Here is a 19,117-nt window from a genome sequence, read left to right as displayed (position 1 = left end):
GTGTACACGGATACAGTGCTATGAATATCACTCTCTCAATTGATGATAAAGTGGTCAATGAAGTTCGCAAGATTGCCCAAGAAATGGGGACGAGCCTCAACCAGTTAGTACGAGAATACTTAGAGCAACTGACTCGGCAGCAGCAGGCCAATGCTAGTTTTGATGAGTTTCTATCTTTATCTGGGCAGGGGGACTCTAAAGCTTGGGTTTTCAATCGGGATGAGCTCCATGAAAGAACGTAGCTTTTTCGATACTAATATCTTGCTTTATACAGATGACCGCCATGATCCAATTAAGCAGGCCAAGGCGCTTGCTTTACTACAAAATGCTTGGATGAGTAGCAATTTAGTGTTGTCTACCCAAGTGCTTCAAGAGTATTTCGCCGCTGCAACGCGTAAGCTTGGCGTACCCATAGAAAGGGCACAGCGAAAAATTCAGCTACTGAGCCAACAGGCTAATGTTTTCAGCATTGCTCCCGATGATATTGTGCAAGCGATTGATCTGCACCGACTGCATGGTTTTTCATTCTGGGATTCGCTCATCATACGCATGTCTCAAAAGACCGCCTGTAGCATTTTGTATTCCGAAGATATGCAAAACGGACGTGTCATCGGTAGCGTGAAAATCGTTAATCCCTTCGCTTAGAATGCGATTTCTTACGTAACGACGGGCTCAGCCAAGCAAGATGAACTTAAACTTCGGCTGGATTTAACAGTTCTAATTTGAAGTACTTCAAATAGCCAGTATCCCGCGAGATCAAGCCAAATCCAGCTACACTCGCATGTGCACCAATTAAAAAATTTGCGAGTACTCGCTGTTTTTGTCCGCCATTTTTCCGGTAACGGCGGAAAGCTTGTCCTGCAAGGAAACTAGCCTCCCAAATCAATGGATCACGCCGAAACAAACCCAGCGACAGTAGGGAATCTAGCTCTTCTAAAGAGTCGCAAATAGCTCCAACTTCACCATAGATAATTGGATTAATCACTAAGATTCCATGTTCGGCACAGCGTTCTAAAGCTTGTGTTGAGGCTTCTGCAAACAACGGGTCTTCGTGAATAATGTCAATGAGCACATTGGTATCAACTAGCCATTCAGTGGCCATCGCGTAACAGGCTCATCAATTCATCGGTAGTCATACCTGTTTGCTTGCGCCCACGTAAAGCTCGAATTGCTTGGTTTTGAGTGGTGGTTTTACGCACGAGTACTAATTCATTATTGCGTACAATAAATTCAACTTCGGTATTGGGTAAAAAGCCAAATTGCGCCCGATATGCTTTAGGGATGGTGACTTGTCCTCGTTCACTGATTTGCATATTACGTCCTCAGAGTATGAATACTTATTCATACTTTAGGGTGTCTTATGAAGATAATCAAGTTCACAAAACTTTACAAACCCGCCGTAATCCAGCAACACAAGTTTTGCATGATAGCTCCCATGCCAGAACGACAACTGGCTCAGCCAAGCAAGCTGAATGAATCAATAAACTGGAGTAGTTATCATGTCAGATGTAAAAAATACCAACGAAACCCACTCAGAAAATACGACTGAAGGTTTAAATGTTAAGCTCAATACCGAGGCTGAAACCCAAACAAGCACCTCCAATGGCGGCTGTAAGCGGGGTGGCTGTGGGGATTGGTCAAAACAAGACTTTTGGCAGCACCGCAAACGTCGCGGCAAAGTGCTGTTAGCAGCGTTCCTTATTGGCCTGTTTGGTTTTATGCTAGGCAAAGCAACGAGTTATCACCATTATGAGCGTCATCATGGCTATCAGCAGCAAATGTATGAAGGCGGTGCGAACCGTTTGCCCATGAGTATGATTTTAGATGGGATTGAAGCCACGCCTGCCCAACGTGCTAAAGCAGTGGAGCTGATGCGTTAAGCTTCAACAGTTAAGCGGTCTTAATTGAGTATAATCAGCAGCAGAGTTAGGCCACTAGCTCTGCTTTTTTAATGGATGAAACCCTGATGCTAGAATCACTTTTATTGATCGATGATGATGTCCGTTTAAGTCAAATGCTGGTGCAGTATTTAGGTGAGGCGGGCTATACAGTTAGGGCTGCGCATACCGGACAAGAGGGTTTGCGTTTAGCACAACAGGGTGAATGGTCGCTGATTATTTTAGATTTAATGCTCCCTGATGCGGATGGTTTAGATCTCTGTCGGCAATTACGGATGGGTGCGACGGCAGCAGTGCCTATTTTAATGCTGACCGCACGCGGCGATGCCATGGATCGAATCATTGGCCTTGAAATGGGCGCGGATGATTACTTACCTAAGCCTTTCGAGCCACGTGAACTGCGGGCGCGGATTAAAGCCATTTTGCGTCGGGGTTTACGTGAAAACACTCATGCGCAAGTGCTCCGTTTTGGACGCTTAGAGATTGAGCGTGAGGCTCGTGAAGTTCGGGTTGATGGGCAACTACGTGAATTAACCAGCTACCAATTTGATCTATTAGTGGCAATGGCGGAACGAGCAGGCAGGGTTTTAAGCCGTGAGCAACTGATGGATATGGTGAAAGGTGAAGCTTTGGAGGCGTTTGATCGCTCAATTGATGTGCATATCTCACGGATTCGCGCCGCGATTGAAGATAATCCCAAGCAGCCTAAGCGGATTATTACTTTGCGTGGAGCCGGGTACATCTTTGCGCGTAGCCAAGATGGTGAGGAACAGTAATGACAGGCGAGGGGCGGCGCTGTGCTAAACATTCAGATAGAAAAGCATGGCGTAAAGAACAGCGACGCTTTGGACGCTTAAAACGCCGCTTATTTTGGCAAATTTATTTGGTAGTGATTAGCAGTGTCGTACTAGTTTCCATGTTGGCAGGTATGGTGTTTCATTTGCGTGAGCAGGGCGCGCATATCCCGATTTTTCCACTTTTACTGATTACTGCTTTGATTGTCTCGTTAGGAGCGTATCCGATTGCTAAGCGCTTAACCTATCGCTTGGAAAATTTGAAAAAAGGAGTGGAAGCTTTAGGAGCTGGGCAATTAGCGACTCGCGTTCCAGTCGAGGGTTGTGATGAAGTGGCGATTCTAGCTAGTAGTTTTAATCAATCCGCTGAGCGCATTCAAGCCCTGTTAGCTAGCCATCGGCAATTATTAGCGAATGCTTCGCATGAGCTGCGCTCACCCTTAGCCCGCATGCGCATGAGCTTAGCGATCTTGGCTGAGCAACAAAATTTGGAGCAATCCACGCCAGTAAAAAACCTGCGCCAAGATATGCAGGAGTTAAATCAGTTAGTAGAAGAAATCTTGTTGGCGAGTCGCCTTGATACCTTAGAAATACCCTTGGAGCATTATGGGGTGGATCTTTCAGGTTTGCTCGCTGAAGAGTGTGCGCGTTTGGAGTTGGATTGCGAAGCCGAAGCTGTAGAGCTGAACGGTGAGGAGCGCTTATTACGTCGTTTAATTCGCAATCTCCTAGAAAATGCAGTACGTCACGGTGGAGGACAAGTTGAGGCTCGTTTAATTCGTACAACCCTTAAGCAAGTTAGTTTGCAGGTTTTGGATCGGGGAGTAGGCATTCCAACAGAAGCACAAGCACATATTTTTGAGCCTTTTTATCGACCGGCTGGATATGGTGAGATGCAAGGGGGGTGGGGTTTGGGTCTAAGCTTAGTCAAACAAATTGCTACCCGTCATGCAGGTACTGTTACCTGCAACGCGCGTTCTGGGGGCGGTACAGTATTTGAAGTCATCTTGCCTATTCAATAGGCCATTCCAGCTTTAAATCCAGTTGCAGGCTATCAGCACTCGAGCCACAATGCCCCGCATGAAAATCTATGAACACTATTCTTTAAAAGCACTGAATACCTTTGGTCTCGAGGTACAAGCGCGGTATTTTTGTAGCTTACCCACCTTGGGTGGTTTGAAAACAGTGATGCTCTGGCGACGTGAGCATCCAGATTTACCGGTGCTATTTTTGGGTGGTGGCAGCAATATGCTGTTTATTGCAGACTTCCCCGGGATGGTTGTGCAAGTACGTTTAGCAGAGCGTAAGGTCATTGCTGAAGATCAGCATTATGTGTATGTGCGTGCAGGGGCCGGGGAAAACTGGCATGAATTTGTACGCTGGACGCTTGGGCAAGGCTATGCGGGCTTAGAAAATTTATCGCTGATTCCGGGCACGGTAGGTGCTGCACCGATGCAAAATATTGGTGCGTATGGTGTGGAGCTAAAAGATCATTTTTATGAACTCGATGCTTTAGATTGGCGCACCGCCGAATTGCGTAAATTCAGTTTAGACGACTGTGCCTTTGCTTATCGGGATAGTCATTTTAAATCGGTCGAACCCGGACGTTGGCTGATTGCGACCGTCACTTTTCGCTTACCTAAGCAGCCAGTGTGGAAAACAAACTATGCGGGGGTGAGCGAGTCTTTAGCAGGGAAAGTGCTAGATGCTCTTAGTATTAGCGATGCGATTATGACCCTCCGCCAAAGTAAATTGCCTGATCCTGCTATATTGGGCAATGCGGGTAGTTTCTTTAAAAATCCACTAGTGACGGTCGAAGCCTTCGCTGCTATTAAAGCGAAGTTTCCGGATTGTCCCGCTTGGACTCAAGAGTCCCTTGTGAAATTGTCAGCCGGTTGGTTGATTGATCAATGTGGCTGGAAAGGCAAACGTGTGGGCGATGCAGGCACTTATGCTCAACATGCTCTCGTGCTCGTCAATCACGGTCAAGCCAGTGGTGTAGAAATTTGGCAGTTGGCTCAAGCAATTATTGCGTCGGTGCAAGATAAGTTTGGTGTGTGTTTAGAGCCTGAGCCGCAGGTGATTGGTAAGTGATAGTTTAAGTAGTGGCATTTTTTTGATGCGCCGTTAAGTGAATTTGCCCAGCAGGGTGGCGAATAACTAAACCTTGGTGGCAGTGAGGGCAGTTCAGATGGGTTTGAAGCCAAGCAGTTTGCTTGACCTCTTCAAAAATTAAGCGCGCATCTGCATGGCTAATGCCAATAGTGAGACGTAAATGCTCCAAATGGCGCAGATCCGCAAACTTTAACTGATCTTGTTCCAAGGCTTGAATAACTTCCATCCGAAACAAATTACGGCGGTGGATTAGTTCATTCATAAACCCTGAAGCGAGAATAGCAGTGGGTAAAGCAGCAATTGCCACTCCAGTCATAATAATAAATCCAGCCAAAACTTTACCTAAACTGGTGATTGGCACTACGTCACCATAACCAATCGTGGCTAAAGTCACCATCGACCACCATAAAGCCCGTAGAATGCTACCAAAGGCTTCGGGTTGATCTTCACCTTCCACTAAATACATGCCAGCGGCGGCGAGTAGGATTAGTAGGCACAAAACTAACAGTGCAGAGATTAAGGTTTCAGCTTCTTGCCGCACTACCTTAATTAATAAGTCCATCGATTGTGAATGGCGTGTGAGTTTGAACACGCGCAGTAAGCGTAAGCTACGCAGGATTCTCAGGTCACTGATACCCAAAACAGCACTTAGATAAAAGGGTAAAATCGCGAGTAGATCAACGAGAGCCATCGGGGTAATCAGATAACGCAAGCGACCTTTCAGGGGAGGTTGGTATTTTTTCTGAGTTGAGTGTGGAATAAGCCAAACTCGTAAGCCATATTCAATTGTAAAAACAACAATCGAAAACCATTCAAAATAATCAAAACCTAAAGAAAAGCGCTGGTAAATGGATGCCTCAGAAGCCAAGACCACAGCAAACACATTTAGGATGATTAAACTCGTCAAGCCATAATCGAGCCAACGCGCTATCGGGCTACTATCAGCTTGCTCTAAGCAGGTATACAATTGCTGGCGTGTTGGCCACATAGACCTTGTTCTCGTTTAGAAGCGGTTACACAGATAAGATAACGTGATTTCGTAGCATAAGACCAACATGATTTATAGTCCTCCAGCAGATACGGGTTTAGACCTTTACTATCTTGATGAATACTTGCTCGTTGTGCATAAGCCGGCGGGTTTATTATCAGTTCCCGGGCGTGGTGAAGATAAACAAGACTGCATGATTAATCGAGTGCTGCGTGAATACCCTGATGCTTTTATTGTGCATCGCTTAGACATGGATACTTCTGGTCTGCTGTTAATGGCACGAGGTAAGCCTATGCAAAGTGCTTTAAGTATTTTATTTCAAGAGCGCAGTGTGCATAAGCGTTATTTAGCAGTGGTGGGTGGCAAGCTCAAACAAGCAGAGGGTGAGATTAATTTGCCATTGCTATTAGATTGGCCGAATCGCCCGAAGCACAAAGTTGATTTTGAAGCGGGTAAGCCTTCACTCACACGCTATCGTTTACTCTCTTACCATGCAGTTGATGATTTAAGCCGTGTCGAGTTAGAGCCTTTTACTGGGCGTTCGCATCAATTGCGTGTGCATTTAATGAGCTTAGGCCACCCGATAGTGGGTGATGAGTTGTATGCACCGCCTGAGCTAAAAGCCAAGGCGGATCGGCTGTTATTGCATGCATGGCAGTTAGGGTTTCAGCATCCTATAACACAAGCCACTTTGCAGTTTGAGTGCCCACCCGAGTTCTAGCTAGTGCCCATTTCTAAATATTTTGCTTTGCGATAATCACTCGGTGGTACACCGGCCAAATTCTTAAAAAAGCGTGAAAAGTAAGCAGGGTCTTTAAAGCCTAAATATTCTGCTATGCGCTCTAAAGAGTCTTGGGTGTAGATTAAGCGCCGTTTCGCCTCAAGTAATACCCGTTCTTGAATGAGTGCTTTAGCGCTATTGCCTGCTTTTTCTTGGCACAAACGATTTAAACTCGATACCGACATATGCAGGGTGTTGGCATATGTTTGTACATCCCATTGCTCGCGATAATGCTGCTCTAATGCTTGTCTAAATTGATGGAAGTTTTGGCTGCTTTTCGGATTCTGATGTATTTGGGTATTGCTGTATTGCAATTGTCGCCACAAAGTGATCAGTAGTGTGCTGACGAGCCAGCTTAAAATCGCTTCATGACCCGTATAAGCTTGCTTGAGTTCTTGCCGAATTAAGTCTAGGTAGTTTTTAAATTGAGCGAAAAGTACATCTTGCTCCACAAAGCTGACTGTATGCGCCTGCTCGAATAAACTAGCTAAGCTTTGGAATTGCTGGGTTGCGGTGTTTAGTAAAGAAGCTTCGACGGATAAGACGATGCCTTGAGTATCAGCAGGAAACTCAAAACCATGCACGCAGCCGGGAGGAATGCTTACCGCCCAATTCCCTTGCAGGGGATGCTGTTGATCGTCTAATTTTACCTGCAAGCTGCCATTGATTAATAACAAAATTTGGAACAAGCGGGTATGGCGATGCGGTTTGATTACCCAATCATGGTCACGACTGCGATCTGCAATATCCTCGATGTGCACTAAGCTCGGCTGTTGGCTTAGATTGCTGTCACCGTATAAAGCAAACTGCGGAATAAGCTGCGCTTGCACACGCCTCATGATTGACTCTCATCCATCTTAAGCTCCCTAGTGTAAAAGATTGACTTAAAAGTACAAGTTTTTGCTGTGCTCCAACATTCTGCAAAGGGTGGATTTATTTGATCATGTAAAGATTAACGGTTAGGAGGCGAGTGATGAAAGCAGTTAAAACTTTAAAAACTCAAGTAGCGATTATTGGAGCTGGGCCTTCGGGTTTATTACTAGGGCAATTACTCGCGAAACAAGGAATTGAAAATATTATTGTAGAGCGCGTCACCGGTGACTATGTGCTAGGCCGGATTCGTGCGGGTATTTTAGAGCAAGGCTTTGTGGATTTAGTCCGTGAGGCAGGTGTTGGCAAGCGCATGGATTTGGAAGGCGAAGTTCATGAGGGTTTTGAAATCGCCGTGAATGGGCAGTGTACGCATATTGATTTGAAAGCGTTAACTGGCGGCAAAGTGGTGGTTTGCTATGGTCAGGTGGAGATCACCAAGGACTTAATGGATGCGCGTGCTGCAGCAGGTTTAACGACTTATTATGAAGCTGCAAATGTACAGCCCCATCATGTTAAATCTGAACAACCTTCGATTAGCTTTGAATATCAAGGTGAAGCATACGAGCTGCAATGTGACTATATTGCGGGCTGTGATGGTTTTCACGGCATTTCGCGCCAAACGATTCCAGCAGAACTTCGTACTGAATACGAGCGAGTCTATCCATTTGGTTGGTTAGGTCTATTAAGTGATACGCCACCTGTGAGCGAAGAACTCATTTATTGTAAGCATGAGCGTGGCTTTGCTTTAGCTAGTCGGCGCTCAGCCACCCGCTCACGTTATTATCTGCAAGTTCCGCTGACTGATAAGCTCGAAGATTGGTCAGATGAAGCCTTTTGGGAAGAACTGAAAAAGCGTTTGCCTTCAGAAGCAGCAGCGCGTTTAGTCACTGGCTCTAGTTTAGAAAAAAGTATTGCGCCTTTGCGTTCCTTCGTATGTGAGCCGATGCAATATGGGCGCTTATTTTTGGTAGGTGATGCTGCTCATATTGTGCCGCCCACAGGTGCTAAGGGCTTGAATTCTGCCGCTTCGGATGTCGCCACTTTGTATAAAATCATGCAGCGCGTGTATCAGCAAGGTGATAAAGACTGCATTAACCAATATTCGCCGATAGCCTTACGTCGCGTCTGGCATGCGGAGCGCTTCTCGTGGTGGATGAGTAATATGCTGCACGATTATCGTGATATGGAGCTAAGTGATATGAAATCCGGCACCTTCAGCCGCTTTATGGATTCAGAGCTGGATTATTATTTAAGTTCAGATTTAGGGCGCAGGGTGATTGCTGAGCAATATGTGGGATTGCCGTATGAGGAGCTTAAATGACTGACAAGTACTATACTTATCGTTATGCTTGGAGTTTTTCCTTAAGAAGTAAGCATTATCTTTAGTTTCGTTCAGATCTAAGAGAGGGTTGCATATGTCTGTTTATCTACAAAAACTTAGATTGACTCACACAACTGCGAATCAGCGTTATGCAGACACAGATAGTGGTGTGTATTTAGACTTATTTATAGATCCTAGCGATTCAAGTACTTACCCTTATAGCGGTTGGAAGTCATTTTTACTGGATTCATCTCGTGATGACAGAGAGCGTGGTGTTGAGGAGACCTATGAGATTGATTTTACATTAGAAACAACAGGAGTTAGTGAGTCTATCGGTGGAACAATAGTTCCTAATGGTATAAGGTTCAGCAATTTAACCGATGTAAATACACTAGTAGCATTTTTACGTATTCGTGGTGCAGATTGGTGGTTAGTAAAAGACTATAAATTAGAAGGTCAATTTAAAGAGGTTGCTTATTTTCCTGGTCCTATAGTTGACCATGAGTGGCTTACTCTGAGTTTAAATTCCTATCCTATTAATCTGAGTACAGACAAGTCAGAGGGTGTGAGCACTCATCATATAATTATTAAGATAGCGAGTTAGAAATTTCAACTTATCTTAATCTTTTGCTTTTCTGTTTCAAGGTATTTATGTGAGTTATGATGTCAGCCGATGCTGTTAAAGCCAGTTATACTATTTCAGAGCGCGATTTCTTAGCTGCTAGCCGTTTAAACGAAACCCCACCGACGCGCTTGTTAGTTTTATTTGCGGTGATTTTAATAGGGCTCTTAGCCGTGTATCTAACGGATTATTATGGTTTTGGGCAGTTAGCGCATGGTGCTTTAATTGGTTTGGTTTTGAGCTATCTATTTCTGCATTTTGTAGGTTCACCCTATAAAGCTAAAAAGTTTTATCGAGGTTTTAAAGCTTTACACGACAACTTTACCGTAGAGTTACTCCCAACGGGGCTGGAAATCAGCTCAATGCATGGTAGGAATCAGTTGCTCTGGAAAGATATTAAGGATTGGAAACAAAATAGGGAGTTTCTCTTGGTTTATCCTAAGCCGGATGTGTTTTATGTGCTACCCAAAAAAATCAGCGAGCAAGGTTTTGATGGTCGCGCCTTAGTACAGGCCTTGGAGATGTATGTGGGGAAAGCGAGTTGAGAGTCTTGCTTGAGTAACAAATAAAAAGACCTGCATTAAGCAGGTCTTTTTTTATGGATCAGATTCAGGTTTAAACCACAGAACCATCCGGGTTCGCGCCTTCAATCCCATTTTCTTTGGGAATCAAATGTTCACGCTTCAAGCCAAACAAAAGGACCAAAGGAGAGGCTACTAACACCGAAGAGTAAATCCCGAACATAATCCCGATAGTTAGGGCTAAGGCGAAATTATGTAAGGCTTCACCGCCAAAGAAGAACATCGCCAACACCATAATTTGAGTCGAAGTATGAGTGATGATAGTGCGTGACATTGTGACCGTGATGGCATTATCGATGATGTCAGGAATACTAGTATCACGCATTTTGCGAATATTTTCCCGTACACGGTCAAAGACAACGACGGACTCGTTCACGGAGTAACCAAGAATAGCGAGTACCCCTGCCAAAACAGTTAAATCGAACTGCCATTGGAAGAAGGCAAACATACCCAGAATAATCACCACGTCATGCATATTCGCAATGGTCGCGGCGACCGCAAACCGCCATTCAAAGCGGAAGGATAGATAAATAATAATCCCTGCTGCGACTAATAACAGTGCTAAGCCCCCGTTTTCATATAATTCCTGACCGACTTGAGGGCCAACGAATTCTACGCGGCTAAGTTGCACATCCGGACTTTCAGCTTTCAGGGTTTTCATCACCTGTTCACTGACTTGAGCACCGGATTTGCCTTGTTCAACTGGTAAGCGAATCAATACATCTTGCGTCGAACCATAGTTTTGCACAAAGACTTCGGGAAAACCTTGGCCTTTGAGAGTCTCACGGATATGTTCAATCGGTGCGGCTTGCGCATAGCGCACCTCAATCATCGTTCCACCCGTGAAATCAACGCCTAAGTTAAGACCGCGATACAACAAGAAGAATACTGCGAAGACGAAAGTGCCTAAAGAAATAAGGGTCGTTACCTTCCCATACTTCATGAAGGGGATGTCTTTTTTGAAATGGAATAATTCAATCATGAGTCAACCCCTAAATGGAAATATCGGTTAAGCGTTTACGATAGCCATAAACCAAATTGGTCAGGGCGCGTGAAACAGTGACGGCACTGAACATCGAGGTCAAAATACCTAAACACAGTACGACCGCGAAACCACGCACTGGTCCCGAACCCAGCATGAAGAGTGCGATACCAGCAATTAAGTTGGTGAGGTTCGAATCTAAGATTGTACCCCAAGCACGCTCGTAACCCGCATTGATCGCGACTTGCGGAACAGCACCATTGCGCAATTCTTCACGAATCCGCTCATTGATTAAAACGTTGGCATCAATCGCCATACCAAGCGTTAAGGCAATTGCAGCCATACCGGGGAGGGTTAAGGTCGCTTGAATCATAGAAAGGATCGCAAACAATAAGAAACCGTTCACGCCTAAGGAAATACTCGAAATCAAGCCAAACACGCGGTAGTAAACCACCATGAAAATAACGACCGCAACAAAGCCCCAAATATTGGAATTGAAGCCTTTCTCGATATTTTCTTTACCCATGCTTGGGCCGATGGTGCGTTCTTCGACGATATACAAAGGCGCTGCCAATGCCCCCGCACGGAGTAATAAAGCTAAATCACGGGCTTCTTTGGTAGAATCTAAACCCGTGATTTGGAAGCGTTTACTCAATTGCTCTTGAATACGCGCTACATTGATAACTTCTTCAGTTTTAACCGGTTTACGAACTTTTTGGCCATCAACTTCTACTTCTTGGAATTTGGTTTCGATATAAACCACTGCCATGAGTTTTTGGACATTTTCCCCCGTGGCTTTGCTGAAACGGCTGGCGCCATTGCCATCTAGAGTTATATTCACTGAAGGCTGGTTGTTTTGGTCAAAGCCAGAGCTAGCATCCGTGATGTATTCACCGGTTAACATGACTTTACGTTTTAACAGGATCGGTGTGCCATCGCGCTCTTTGTACAGTTGCAAACCAATAGGAGCACGCCCTGAAGACTGTGCTTGCTGAGCATCATTACCACTATCATCTACTAGGCGGAATTCAAGCGTGGCAGTAGCACCTAAGATTTCTTTAGCACGCACCGTATCTTGTACACCCGGTAACTGCACTACAATCCGACCTTTGCCTTGCTGCTGAATTACGGGTTCAGCTACACCCAACTCATTCACGCGCTTACGTAAAGTGGTGATGTTTTGTTGGATCGCAAATTTTTCGATATTTAATAGATTTTGTGGCGACATCGCCGCTGCAAGAATATAACTGCCATCCTGTTCTTTCCTATCCCAGATCAGCTCATTATTGACATAAACCTTGCCTAAGACAGGTGCGGCTGCATCACGCTCTTGCTCAGTTTTAAACTTAGCGACTAATTGATCACCTTCCCGCGCAATGCCTAGGTAGGCGACTTTGGCTTCGCGCAAGGTATCACGGAATTCATCTTCATAACGCTCATAGGCTTTATCTTTAGCCGCGTTCATATCCACTTCCATTAAGAAGTGCACCCCACCGCGTAAATCCAAACCTAAATACATCGGATTGGCGTGTAGAGCACGTAGGAACTGTGGTGTAGATTGAGCGAGGTTTAATGCGACGACATATTTATCACCTACAACTGCTTTGAGTGCTTCAGACGCTTTTAACTGCACATCGGTATCGGCAAACCGAAATAAGACCTGTGAGCCATTATTTTCACTGGCGTGGAAGCTTAAGCTTTTGTCTTTTAAAGCTTGTTCAAAGCGCTGCATTTCAGCAGGTTCAATCGGCTGCTCGGTTTTCGTGCTGATTTGCACAGCAGGCTCAGAGGGGAAAAAGTTAGGAATTGAGTAAATAATGCCGATCAAGAGAATGATCGCAATCATTACATACTTCCAGACGGGATAGCGGTTCATTGTTATATTCCAAAACAAGCCCCTAGGCTGAGAAGCTCAACAGCACAGCCTAGGCAAGCGGTTCTAAAAGGAGAAAAATCAAGCGTTTTTCAAAGTCCCTTTGGGTAGTACAGAGGCAATGGCTTGCTTTTGTACTTTGATTTGCACATTGTCAGCGATTTCGACTTGGATAAAATTGTCGCCAATATTCGCAACCTTACCTAAGAGACCACCACCTGTGACAACTTCATCGCCTTTGCTGAGCGCTTCTAACATAGTTTTATGATCTTTAGCACGCTTTTGCTGAGGACGAATGATCATAAAATACATAATGGCGAAAAATACTGCCATCATCAAGACCATTTCAATTAAACCACCACCTGCAGGGCCTGCCGGAACTGCTTGTGCCATTGCATCAGAAATAAAAAAACTCATCTCAATTCTCCTTAAAATTCAAAAGTGAAGCGCGAATTGTGCCGTCCCTTCAGCACTTACGCTATTTCCCACGCAAAACTCAACATGCTGGTTAGCTGTTTAGCCTGCAGGCGACATAATAAAATTCGATCTAAGCCCAGTGCTATACCGGCTGAAAACGGCATACCGGCTGCTACTGCCGCAATAAACCGAGTATCTACTGGAATATCTTGGGCTTGCTGCTCAGCATCCTTAACCAATACACGTTCTAAGAGATCAGCATCAGTTTGCTCTTGATAGCCATTCCCTAATTCTAAAGGGCCTAAATACACTTCAAAGCGTTCGGCGACCCAATGACCATTTTCTAAACGCACACGTGCTAACGCAGCTTGTGTCGCAGGATAATGGCAAATAAAGGTCAAGCGATCTGTCGGGAAACTGGCTTCAATACAGTGGGTGAAGAGCAAGTCCAACCAAGCCTGTTGACTGAGTTCACCCTGAAAATCAATCTGTTGCTGTTGAGCACAAGCAGCTAGCTGCTCAATACTTGCTTGGTGGGGATCAAGCCCTAAGATTTGCAGGAAAGCTTGGCGATAAGTGAGAATGCGCGGCTCAGTATTTAGATGCGGAATCGCAAGCTGTAAGAGTTCAGCTACTTCTTGCATAAGCTGTTGATAACTGAAGCCCACCCGATAATATTCCAGCATACTGAATTCGGGATTATGCTTGCGCCCCGCTTCATCTTGCCGCCAGACTTTGCATATTTGATAAATATCGCCACTGCCGGCTGCTAATAAGCGTTTCATCGGGTATTCAGGGGAGGTGTGTAAATAACGTAAACCCTGTGGTGTATTCACACTGAAACTAGCAATATTCGGATCAGTATTACCCGCTTGCGAAAGTGCTGGGGTTTCGACTTCCAAGACACCACGTGCATGGAAAAAAGCGCGTAGCTGCTGATAAAGGCAGGCACGCGCTTTTAGAGCTTGAATTGAGGCTGTTGGTTGCCAGTTCACCCCATTGATCCTTAGACTTACTTAACGCGAGAAATGTATTCGCCAGTACGCGTGTCAATGCGCAGGACTTCATCCTGATTCATATATAAAGGGACTTTAACTACAGCGCCGGTTTCTAAAATCGCCGGTTTAGTACCACCGCTGGCCGTGTCACCTTTCAAACCGGGATCGGTTTCAACGATTTTCAATTCAACGAAATTCGGCGGAGTGACCGTTAAAGGAACTTCATTCCATAAAGTCACGACGCAGACTTCATTACCGCGTAACCATTTCACCGCATCTTCCATCGCTGAGGCCGGTGCACCTACTTGCTCGAAAGAGCCATCGGTGGCCATGAAATAATAATCATCGCCTTCTTTATAGAGATATTCCATTTCACGGTCGACGACATCGGCCGCTTCAACACTATCACCAGACTTCCAAGTTTTTTCAACGGTACGACCGGTTTTTAAATTCTTCACACGAACGCGATTAAATGCTTGACCTTTACCCGGTTTTACAAATTCGTTCTCAACGATGGTATAAGGGTCGCCGTCAATCATTAGTTTGAGTCCAGAACGGAACTCGCTGGTGCTGTAGCTTGGCATAGCCTTGTTGCTCTCCAAAAATCACTCAATTTAATTAAGGTGCGTATGATAACCGGAATCGCTGCAAAAAATCAGACTAAAAATTCAAGTTCATTCACAAGTTCAGTTTGGCAGCGTGCTTTGGCCTCGGCAGTACGTGATCCGTTTGAGCTGATTCGTCTCTTAGAATTAGAGGGGCAGGGCGCAGAAGTGAGCCTAGAAGCAGCGCGTCAATTTCGCTTATTAGCACCGCATAGTTATGTCCGCCGTATGAAAAAAGGCGATTGGAATGATCCTTTATTGCGTCAGGTGTTACCCTTATCCGCAGAAATACAGTTAACCCAAGGGTTTGTAAGTGATCCGGTGGGTGATCATGAAGCGATGGTCACGGATGGTGTCCTGCATAAATACCAAGGACGGGTCTTATTAGTGACAACAGGGGCTTGTGCGATTCATTGTCGTTATTGCTTCCGCCGCCATTTTCCATATAGCGAAGCTAATCCTGCCCGTGACCATTGGAAAGAAGCCCTCGATTATATTGCTAGCAACCCAGAAATCACCGAGGTCTTATTAAGTGGGGGGGATCCTTTAACTTTATCGGATGAGCGCTTAAGCAATTTATGCGAGCGGCTTGCAGCGATTGAACATGTGCAACGTATCCGCTTACATACACGCTTGCCAATTGTGTTGCCTGAGCGCATTGATGAGCGTTTGTTAACTGGGCTTAGTCAGTTAAAGAAACAAGTTATTATGGTGATTCATGCGAATCACGCCCACGAATTCCAAGATGCTGAAGTGCAAGCTGGTTTAAAAGCTTTACGTGAAATCGGTGTTTTATTATTAAATCAAACGGTCTTGCTGCGTGGGGTGAATGATAACGTGCCCGCTTTGGCTGCCTTAAGTGAAGCTTTAGTAGCAGCGAATGTCATGCCTTATTACCTACATATTTTGGATAGAGTACAGGGTGCGGCACATTTTGAAGTTCCAGAAGCAGAGGCGAAAGCTCTGGTCGCAGCTTTACGCTTACAAGTTCCGGGTTATATGGTTCCGCAACTCGTGCGCGAAGTGGCGGGTGAGGGCGCAAAAACCCCGCTATGAGCTTTATAAAGCCTTAGATTAAACCTACACTAAACAGCACTTAGGCGCAGGAGAGCAAGCATGTCTGGTAGTGAGCATCTGGCAGCGGTGGCTGCGTTTCAAGCACGCTTTGGTGAATTATTCACGACTAATGCGACCTTACGTGCTCAACATGCCAATACTCAGACTTGGTTGCCTAATCAACCTGCTGAGGGTGTATTGTTTGCTACTGATAAGCAAATGGTGATTGATGCCGTTAAACTCTGTCAGCAGTATCGCTGCCCCATCATTCCCTTTGGTACTGGCACTTCACTTGAAGGTCAAGTGAATGCACCACAAGGCGGTATCTGCATTGATGTCTCGCGCATGGATAAAGTCTTAGCGATTCATTCAGAGGATTTAACGGCTGTTGTGCAGCCGGGGGTAACGCGTGAAGCGCTCAATCAAGCCTTGCGCCATACCGGTTTATTTTTTCCGATTGATCCGGGAGCCAATGCGAGTTTAGGCGGTATGGCTTCAACCCGTGCTTCAGGGACGAATGCTGTGCGCTATGGCACGATGAAAGATGTAGTTCTTAGTTTAGAAGTGGTGACTGCTCAGGGTGAGTTGATTCGTACTGCTAGTCGTGCGAAGAAAAGTGCTGCCGGTTATGACTTAACGCGTTTATTTGTAGGCTCAGAGGGTACTTTGGGTCTTATCACTGAGTTGAGCTTAAAAGTATTTGCTCGCCCTGAAGTGGTGGCAGGGGGCGTATGTGCGTTTCCTACCGTGCTGGATGCTTGTAATGCCGTGATTGTGACGATTCAATCAGGTATTCCGGTGTCGAGGATTGAGCTATTGGATGCTTTGCAGATTCAAGCTTGCAACCGCTATTCCAAGCTAAATATGGCTGAGCAACCCACCTTATTTGTAGAGTTTCATGGCAGCGAGGCGGGCGTTGCGGAGCAGGTAGCCATGTTTGCGAGTATTGCTGCTGAGTTTGGAGCCAACGAATTCAAATGGAGTAGCGATCAACAGGAGTTAGGGCAACTCTGGAAGGCACGCCATAATGCTTTCTTTGCGGCTCAAGCCTTGCGGCCGGGTGCTCGTGCTTATTCGAGTGATGCCTGTGTACCCATTTCGCGTTTAGCGGAGTGTGTGGAAGCAACTCGTCAAGATTTGGAGGCGTCTGGTATGGTCGCTACTATTCTTGGGCATGTAGGCGATGGCAATTTCCATATTATTTTATTAGTCGATTTAGATGACCCAGTTGAAGTGGCAAAAGCCGAGGGCATTGTTTCGCGTATTAGCCAGCGAGCGATTGCGATGGATGGCACTTGTACCGGTGAGCATGGCATTGGCCAAGGCAAGCAAGCCTATTTGTTAGAGGAGTTAGGAGGCGCTGTCGCGGTAATGCGCACTATCAAGCAAGCGCTAGACCCCTTAAATTTACTTAATCCGGGGAAAATTTTTAGTGAGAGAGCTTGTTCTTGACTAAGAGCGGCACTAACCAAGGCTTGTGCTCAGCGATTTCTGCTTCAGTTAAGCCGCTAAGTTCATAGGGGAATACCAACCAGTCTTCGGTGTAGTGGAGTACAAAATCGGGCTTTAAGGTAGTCGCATTAAAAGATGGACGTTGCCAAAGAGTAGCAATTTTCACTTGTTCAGGCATATTGCGTTTAAGATGGGTTTGTAGGCGCTTCAGAACGGCTTCAATCGAATGCCCTGAGCTAAATACATCATCGACAAGCAAGAGGCTATCTTCCCGATTTAAGGTTTCCAGCAAATATTGAGTGCCGTGTACGCGAATGCTTGACCCTTGATCAGCCACCATTTGTTGATAATGGGGTTGCCCACGATACGAAGTACGCAAAGCAATATGGTTGGCTTGAACACCTAGAGTCTGTAGGCATTCCTGCACATAGATTCCAACGGTACTACCACCTCGCCATAACCCCACAATAAAACTGGGGTGAAAGCCACTGGCGTAGATTTGTACACCTAAGCGGAAGGAGTCGAGAACTAAAGTTTCTTCATTGAGGAAACGTTTTTCCATGAATCAATTGTGCCAGTGAAGTGATTAGCTGATAATCAGCCAAGCTTGGCTTAGAAGCAAGTTAAAGCTAGTTAAATTAGACAAATCAATAAGGAGAAATAGTCATGGCAGAGTGGCGCAAAGTTGCAAAAGGTTTCGCTTTAGGGGATGGACATATTAGCACTAAAGAAGTTGATATGCTCAGAGCCTTAGTACTCAAAGACGGTGATGTGAGCAAAAGTGAATTAGAGTTTTTGCAAGAGATCAAGGCCGAAGCTAAAACGGCGGTTAAAGCTCTAGATGAACTGATTGAAGAATGCAAAGGTATGGTTAAGTAACTAGAGGGCTGTGGCAGGATGAGCATGAAGCGTTATCTGCATGCGCAAGGTTTATTAGAGGATTCGTTTCGTTTGGGGCATCAAATTCTGCAAAGTGGGTTCGAGCCAACCTTCATTATTGCCATCTGGCGTGGCGGTGTCCCGATTGGCATCGCCGTGCAAGAGTATTTAAGTTTTCACGGTATTCACGCGGATAATATTTCGATTCGTACCGCTTCTTACTCCGGAATTGACCAGCAAGCGCGCCAAGTCCAAGTGTTTGGTTTGAATTATCTGGTCAAGAATTGCCAGCACCATGACCGCTTACTGATAGTTGATGATGTCTTTGATACCGGACGTTCGATTGAGGCGATTATCAATGAGCTACACCGTAAAGCACGCCTGAATACACCCGAGGATATTCGGGTGGCTGTTCCGTATTACAAACCTAAGCGGCGGCAAATCGAACGTCTTCCTAATTTCTATTTGTATGAAACGGAAGAGTGGTTAAAGTATCCACATTCCTTAGAGGGGTTAAGTATCGCAGAAATTCAGGAGCATCGCCCAGCAATCTATGAAATTCTTCAACCTTACTTGCTATCAACACCTGCTTAGCCGTCGCCTGAATAGAGCTGGTTGTCGGCTAATAGGCAGACATATTAATTTCTGCTTGCTTAAAGCTTGACAGCCCTAAGGGGCGCGATTATTATTCGCAGCCTGTTCAGCGGGAATAGCTCAGTGGTAGAGCACAACCTTGCCAAGGTTGGGGTCGCGAGTTCGAATCTCGTTTCCCGCTCCAGAATTCTGGAGCATATTCTGGATTAAGTTCAGGCTGTCACAAGCCAGTAAGCGGGAATAGCTCAGTGGTAGAGCACAACCTTGCCAAGGTTGGGGTCGCGAGTT

24 protein-coding genes and 1 tRNA gene are annotated in these 19,117 nt (G+C 45.5%); 15 read left to right on the top strand and 10 right to left on the bottom strand.

The genetic code is table 11. The annotated features are described in order from the left end of the window. Positions 1 to 20 precede the first annotated feature (20 nt). Positions 21 to 242 carry a DUF6364 family protein gene (locus Q0307_RS08145; RefSeq protein WP_298659249.1) on the top strand — a complete coding sequence of 74 codons (222 nt, stop codon included), beginning with the start codon at positions 21 to 23 and terminating at the stop codon, positions 240 to 242. Further along, the gene (locus Q0307_RS08140) at positions 229 to 645 is read left to right on the top strand and encodes a PIN domain-containing protein (RefSeq protein ID WP_298659247.1); all 417 of its coding nucleotides are present in this window, start codon (positions 229 to 231) and stop codon (positions 643 to 645) included. The genes Q0307_RS08145 and Q0307_RS08140 overlap by 14 nt, the downstream gene beginning before the upstream one ends. Before the next feature lie 46 nt (positions 646 to 691). Here the strand turns inward: Q0307_RS08140 and Q0307_RS08135 are convergent, their stop codons facing one another. Together Q0307_RS08135 and Q0307_RS08130 are read right to left on the bottom strand one after the other, a co-directional pair. Further along, a complete protein-coding gene (locus Q0307_RS08135) occupies positions 692 to 1,102 on the bottom strand; it encodes a type II toxin-antitoxin system VapC family toxin (protein WP_298659243.1) in 411 nt (136 codons plus the stop codon). Then, the gene (locus Q0307_RS08130) at positions 1,092 to 1,313 is read right to left on the bottom strand and encodes an AbrB/MazE/SpoVT family DNA-binding domain-containing protein (protein WP_298659239.1); all 222 of its coding nucleotides are present in this window, start codon (positions 1,311 to 1,313) and stop codon (positions 1,092 to 1,094) included. Before Q0307_RS08130 ends, Q0307_RS08135 begins: the two co-directional genes overlap by 11 nt. A gap of 186 nt (positions 1,314 to 1,499) precedes the next feature. Here Q0307_RS08130 and Q0307_RS08125 point away from each other — a divergent pair, with 186 nt between their 5' ends. The 4 genes from Q0307_RS08125 (at position 1,500) to murB (ending at position 4,786) form a co-directional block, all read left to right on the top strand. Then, entirely contained in the window at positions 1,500 to 1,880 is a 381-nt protein-coding gene (locus Q0307_RS08125) for a hypothetical protein (RefSeq protein WP_298659236.1), read from the top strand. 86 nt (positions 1,881 to 1,966) lie between these two features. Beyond that, entirely contained in the window at positions 1,967 to 2,674 is a 708-nt protein-coding gene (locus Q0307_RS08120; RefSeq protein ID WP_298659233.1) for a response regulator transcription factor, read from the top strand. Next, a complete protein-coding gene (locus Q0307_RS08115; protein ID WP_298659230.1) occupies positions 2,674 to 3,714 on the top strand; it encodes a HAMP domain-containing sensor histidine kinase in 1,041 nt (346 codons plus the stop codon). The genes Q0307_RS08120 and Q0307_RS08115 overlap by 1 nt, the downstream gene beginning before the upstream one ends. A gap of 58 nt (positions 3,715 to 3,772) precedes the next feature. Further along, entirely contained in the window at positions 3,773 to 4,786 is a 1,014-nt protein-coding gene (murB, locus tag Q0307_RS08110; RefSeq protein ID WP_298659227.1) for a UDP-N-acetylmuramate dehydrogenase, read from the top strand. A 4-nt stretch (positions 4,787 to 4,790) separates the two neighbouring features. Here murB and Q0307_RS08105 read toward each other — a convergent pair whose 3' ends face one another. Then, complete coding sequence (locus Q0307_RS08105) at positions 4,791 to 5,795, bottom strand: potassium channel family protein (protein ID WP_298659224.1); 1,005 nt, start codon at positions 5,793 to 5,795, stop codon at positions 4,791 to 4,793. Positions 5,796 to 5,862: 67 nt separating this feature from the next. On the opposite strand from Q0307_RS08105, the gene Q0307_RS08100 reads away from it, so the two are divergent. Further along, the gene (locus tag Q0307_RS08100; RefSeq protein ID WP_298659221.1) at positions 5,863 to 6,516 is read left to right on the top strand and encodes a pseudouridine synthase; all 654 of its coding nucleotides are present in this window, start codon (positions 5,863 to 5,865) and stop codon (positions 6,514 to 6,516) included. On the opposite strand, the gene Q0307_RS08095 is transcribed toward Q0307_RS08100, so the two are convergent. Then, positions 6,513 to 7,415: a helix-turn-helix domain-containing protein gene (locus tag Q0307_RS08095; RefSeq protein ID WP_298659219.1), complete on the bottom strand. Its 903-nt coding sequence runs from the start codon at positions 7,413 to 7,415 to the stop codon at positions 6,513 to 6,515. The genes Q0307_RS08100 and Q0307_RS08095 overlap by 4 nt on opposite strands. Positions 7,416 to 7,549: 134 nt before the next feature. On the opposite strand from Q0307_RS08095, the gene pobA reads away from it, so the two are divergent. The 3 genes from pobA to Q0307_RS08080 all read left to right on the top strand — a co-directional run bounded on the left by pobA (position 7,550) and on the right by Q0307_RS08080 (position 9,937). After that, positions 7,550 to 8,770: a 4-hydroxybenzoate 3-monooxygenase gene (gene pobA, locus Q0307_RS08090; protein ID WP_298659216.1), complete on the top strand. Its 1,221-nt coding sequence runs from the start codon at positions 7,550 to 7,552 to the stop codon at positions 8,768 to 8,770. A gap of 94 nt (positions 8,771 to 8,864) precedes the next feature. Next, entirely contained in the window at positions 8,865 to 9,374 is a 510-nt protein-coding gene (locus Q0307_RS08085) for a hypothetical protein (protein ID WP_298659213.1), read from the top strand. Between the two features lie 56 nt (positions 9,375 to 9,430). Continuing rightward, positions 9,431 to 9,937, top strand: coding sequence for a YcxB family protein (locus Q0307_RS08080; RefSeq protein WP_298659210.1), 507 nt, complete (start codon positions 9,431 to 9,433; stop codon positions 9,935 to 9,937). A 70-nt stretch (positions 9,938 to 10,007) separates the two neighbouring features. Here Q0307_RS08080 and secF read toward each other — a convergent pair whose 3' ends face one another. The 5 genes from secF to efp form a co-directional block, all read right to left on the bottom strand. Further along, positions 10,008 to 10,955 (bottom strand): protein translocase subunit SecF, encoded by a 948-nt coding sequence (secF, locus tag Q0307_RS08075; protein ID WP_298659207.1) that lies wholly within the window; start codon positions 10,953 to 10,955, stop codon positions 10,008 to 10,010. Between the two features lie 10 nt (positions 10,956 to 10,965). Further along, the gene (gene secD / locus Q0307_RS08070) at positions 10,966 to 12,831 is read right to left on the bottom strand and encodes a protein translocase subunit SecD (RefSeq protein ID WP_298659204.1); all 1,866 of its coding nucleotides are present in this window, start codon (positions 12,829 to 12,831) and stop codon (positions 10,966 to 10,968) included. A gap of 78 nt (positions 12,832 to 12,909) precedes the next feature. Next, complete coding sequence (yajC, locus tag Q0307_RS08065; RefSeq protein ID WP_298659201.1) at positions 12,910 to 13,245, bottom strand: preprotein translocase subunit YajC; 336 nt, start codon at positions 13,243 to 13,245, stop codon at positions 12,910 to 12,912. A gap of 56 nt (positions 13,246 to 13,301) precedes the next feature. After that, complete coding sequence (gene epmA / locus Q0307_RS08060) at positions 13,302 to 14,240, bottom strand: EF-P lysine aminoacylase EpmA (protein ID WP_298659197.1); 939 nt, start codon at positions 14,238 to 14,240, stop codon at positions 13,302 to 13,304. Between the two features lie 17 nt (positions 14,241 to 14,257). Continuing rightward, on the bottom strand, positions 14,258 to 14,827 hold the full coding sequence (gene efp / locus Q0307_RS08055; RefSeq protein WP_298659194.1) for an elongation factor P: 570 nt from the start codon (positions 14,825 to 14,827) through the stop codon (positions 14,258 to 14,260). A gap of 45 nt (positions 14,828 to 14,872) precedes the next feature. On the opposite strand from efp, the gene epmB reads away from it, so the two are divergent. Next, a complete protein-coding gene (gene epmB, locus Q0307_RS08050; protein ID WP_298659192.1) occupies positions 14,873 to 15,904 on the top strand; it encodes an EF-P beta-lysylation protein EpmB in 1,032 nt (343 codons plus the stop codon). Positions 15,905 to 15,964: 60 nt separating this feature from the next. After that, positions 15,965 to 17,356 carry an FAD-linked oxidase C-terminal domain-containing protein gene (locus Q0307_RS08045; RefSeq protein WP_298659189.1) on the top strand — a complete coding sequence of 464 codons (1,392 nt, stop codon included), beginning with the start codon at positions 15,965 to 15,967 and terminating at the stop codon, positions 17,354 to 17,356. Here the strand turns inward: Q0307_RS08045 and Q0307_RS08040 are convergent. After that, positions 17,334 to 17,918: a phosphoribosyltransferase gene (locus tag Q0307_RS08040; protein ID WP_298659186.1), complete on the bottom strand. Its 585-nt coding sequence runs from the start codon at positions 17,916 to 17,918 to the stop codon at positions 17,334 to 17,336. The genes Q0307_RS08045 and Q0307_RS08040 overlap by 23 nt on opposite strands. A gap of 104 nt (positions 17,919 to 18,022) precedes the next feature. Here Q0307_RS08040 and Q0307_RS08035 point away from each other — a divergent pair, with 104 nt between their 5' ends. The 3 genes from Q0307_RS08035 to Q0307_RS08025 all read left to right on the top strand — a co-directional run bounded on the left by Q0307_RS08035 (position 18,023) and on the right by Q0307_RS08025 (position 19,013). Then, positions 18,023 to 18,235 carry a hypothetical protein gene (locus Q0307_RS08035; protein ID WP_298659184.1) on the top strand — a complete coding sequence of 71 codons (213 nt, stop codon included), beginning with the start codon at positions 18,023 to 18,025 and terminating at the stop codon, positions 18,233 to 18,235. Positions 18,236 to 18,259: 24 nt separating this feature from the next. Next, a complete protein-coding gene (locus Q0307_RS08030) occupies positions 18,260 to 18,829 on the top strand; it encodes a phosphoribosyltransferase (RefSeq protein WP_298659181.1) in 570 nt (189 codons plus the stop codon). Positions 18,830 to 18,938: 109 nt separating this feature from the next. Next, a tRNA-Gly gene (locus tag Q0307_RS08025) sits at positions 18,939 to 19,013 on the top strand. The last annotated feature ends 104 nt before the right edge of the window (positions 19,014 to 19,117 follow it).

The sequence above is a fragment of the uncultured Thiothrix sp. genome, from assembly GCF_937873765.1.
Taxonomy (GTDB): Bacteria; Pseudomonadota; Gammaproteobacteria; order Thiotrichales; family Thiotrichaceae; genus Thiolinea.
This window is presented reverse-complemented; position numbering and strand designations above follow the sequence as displayed.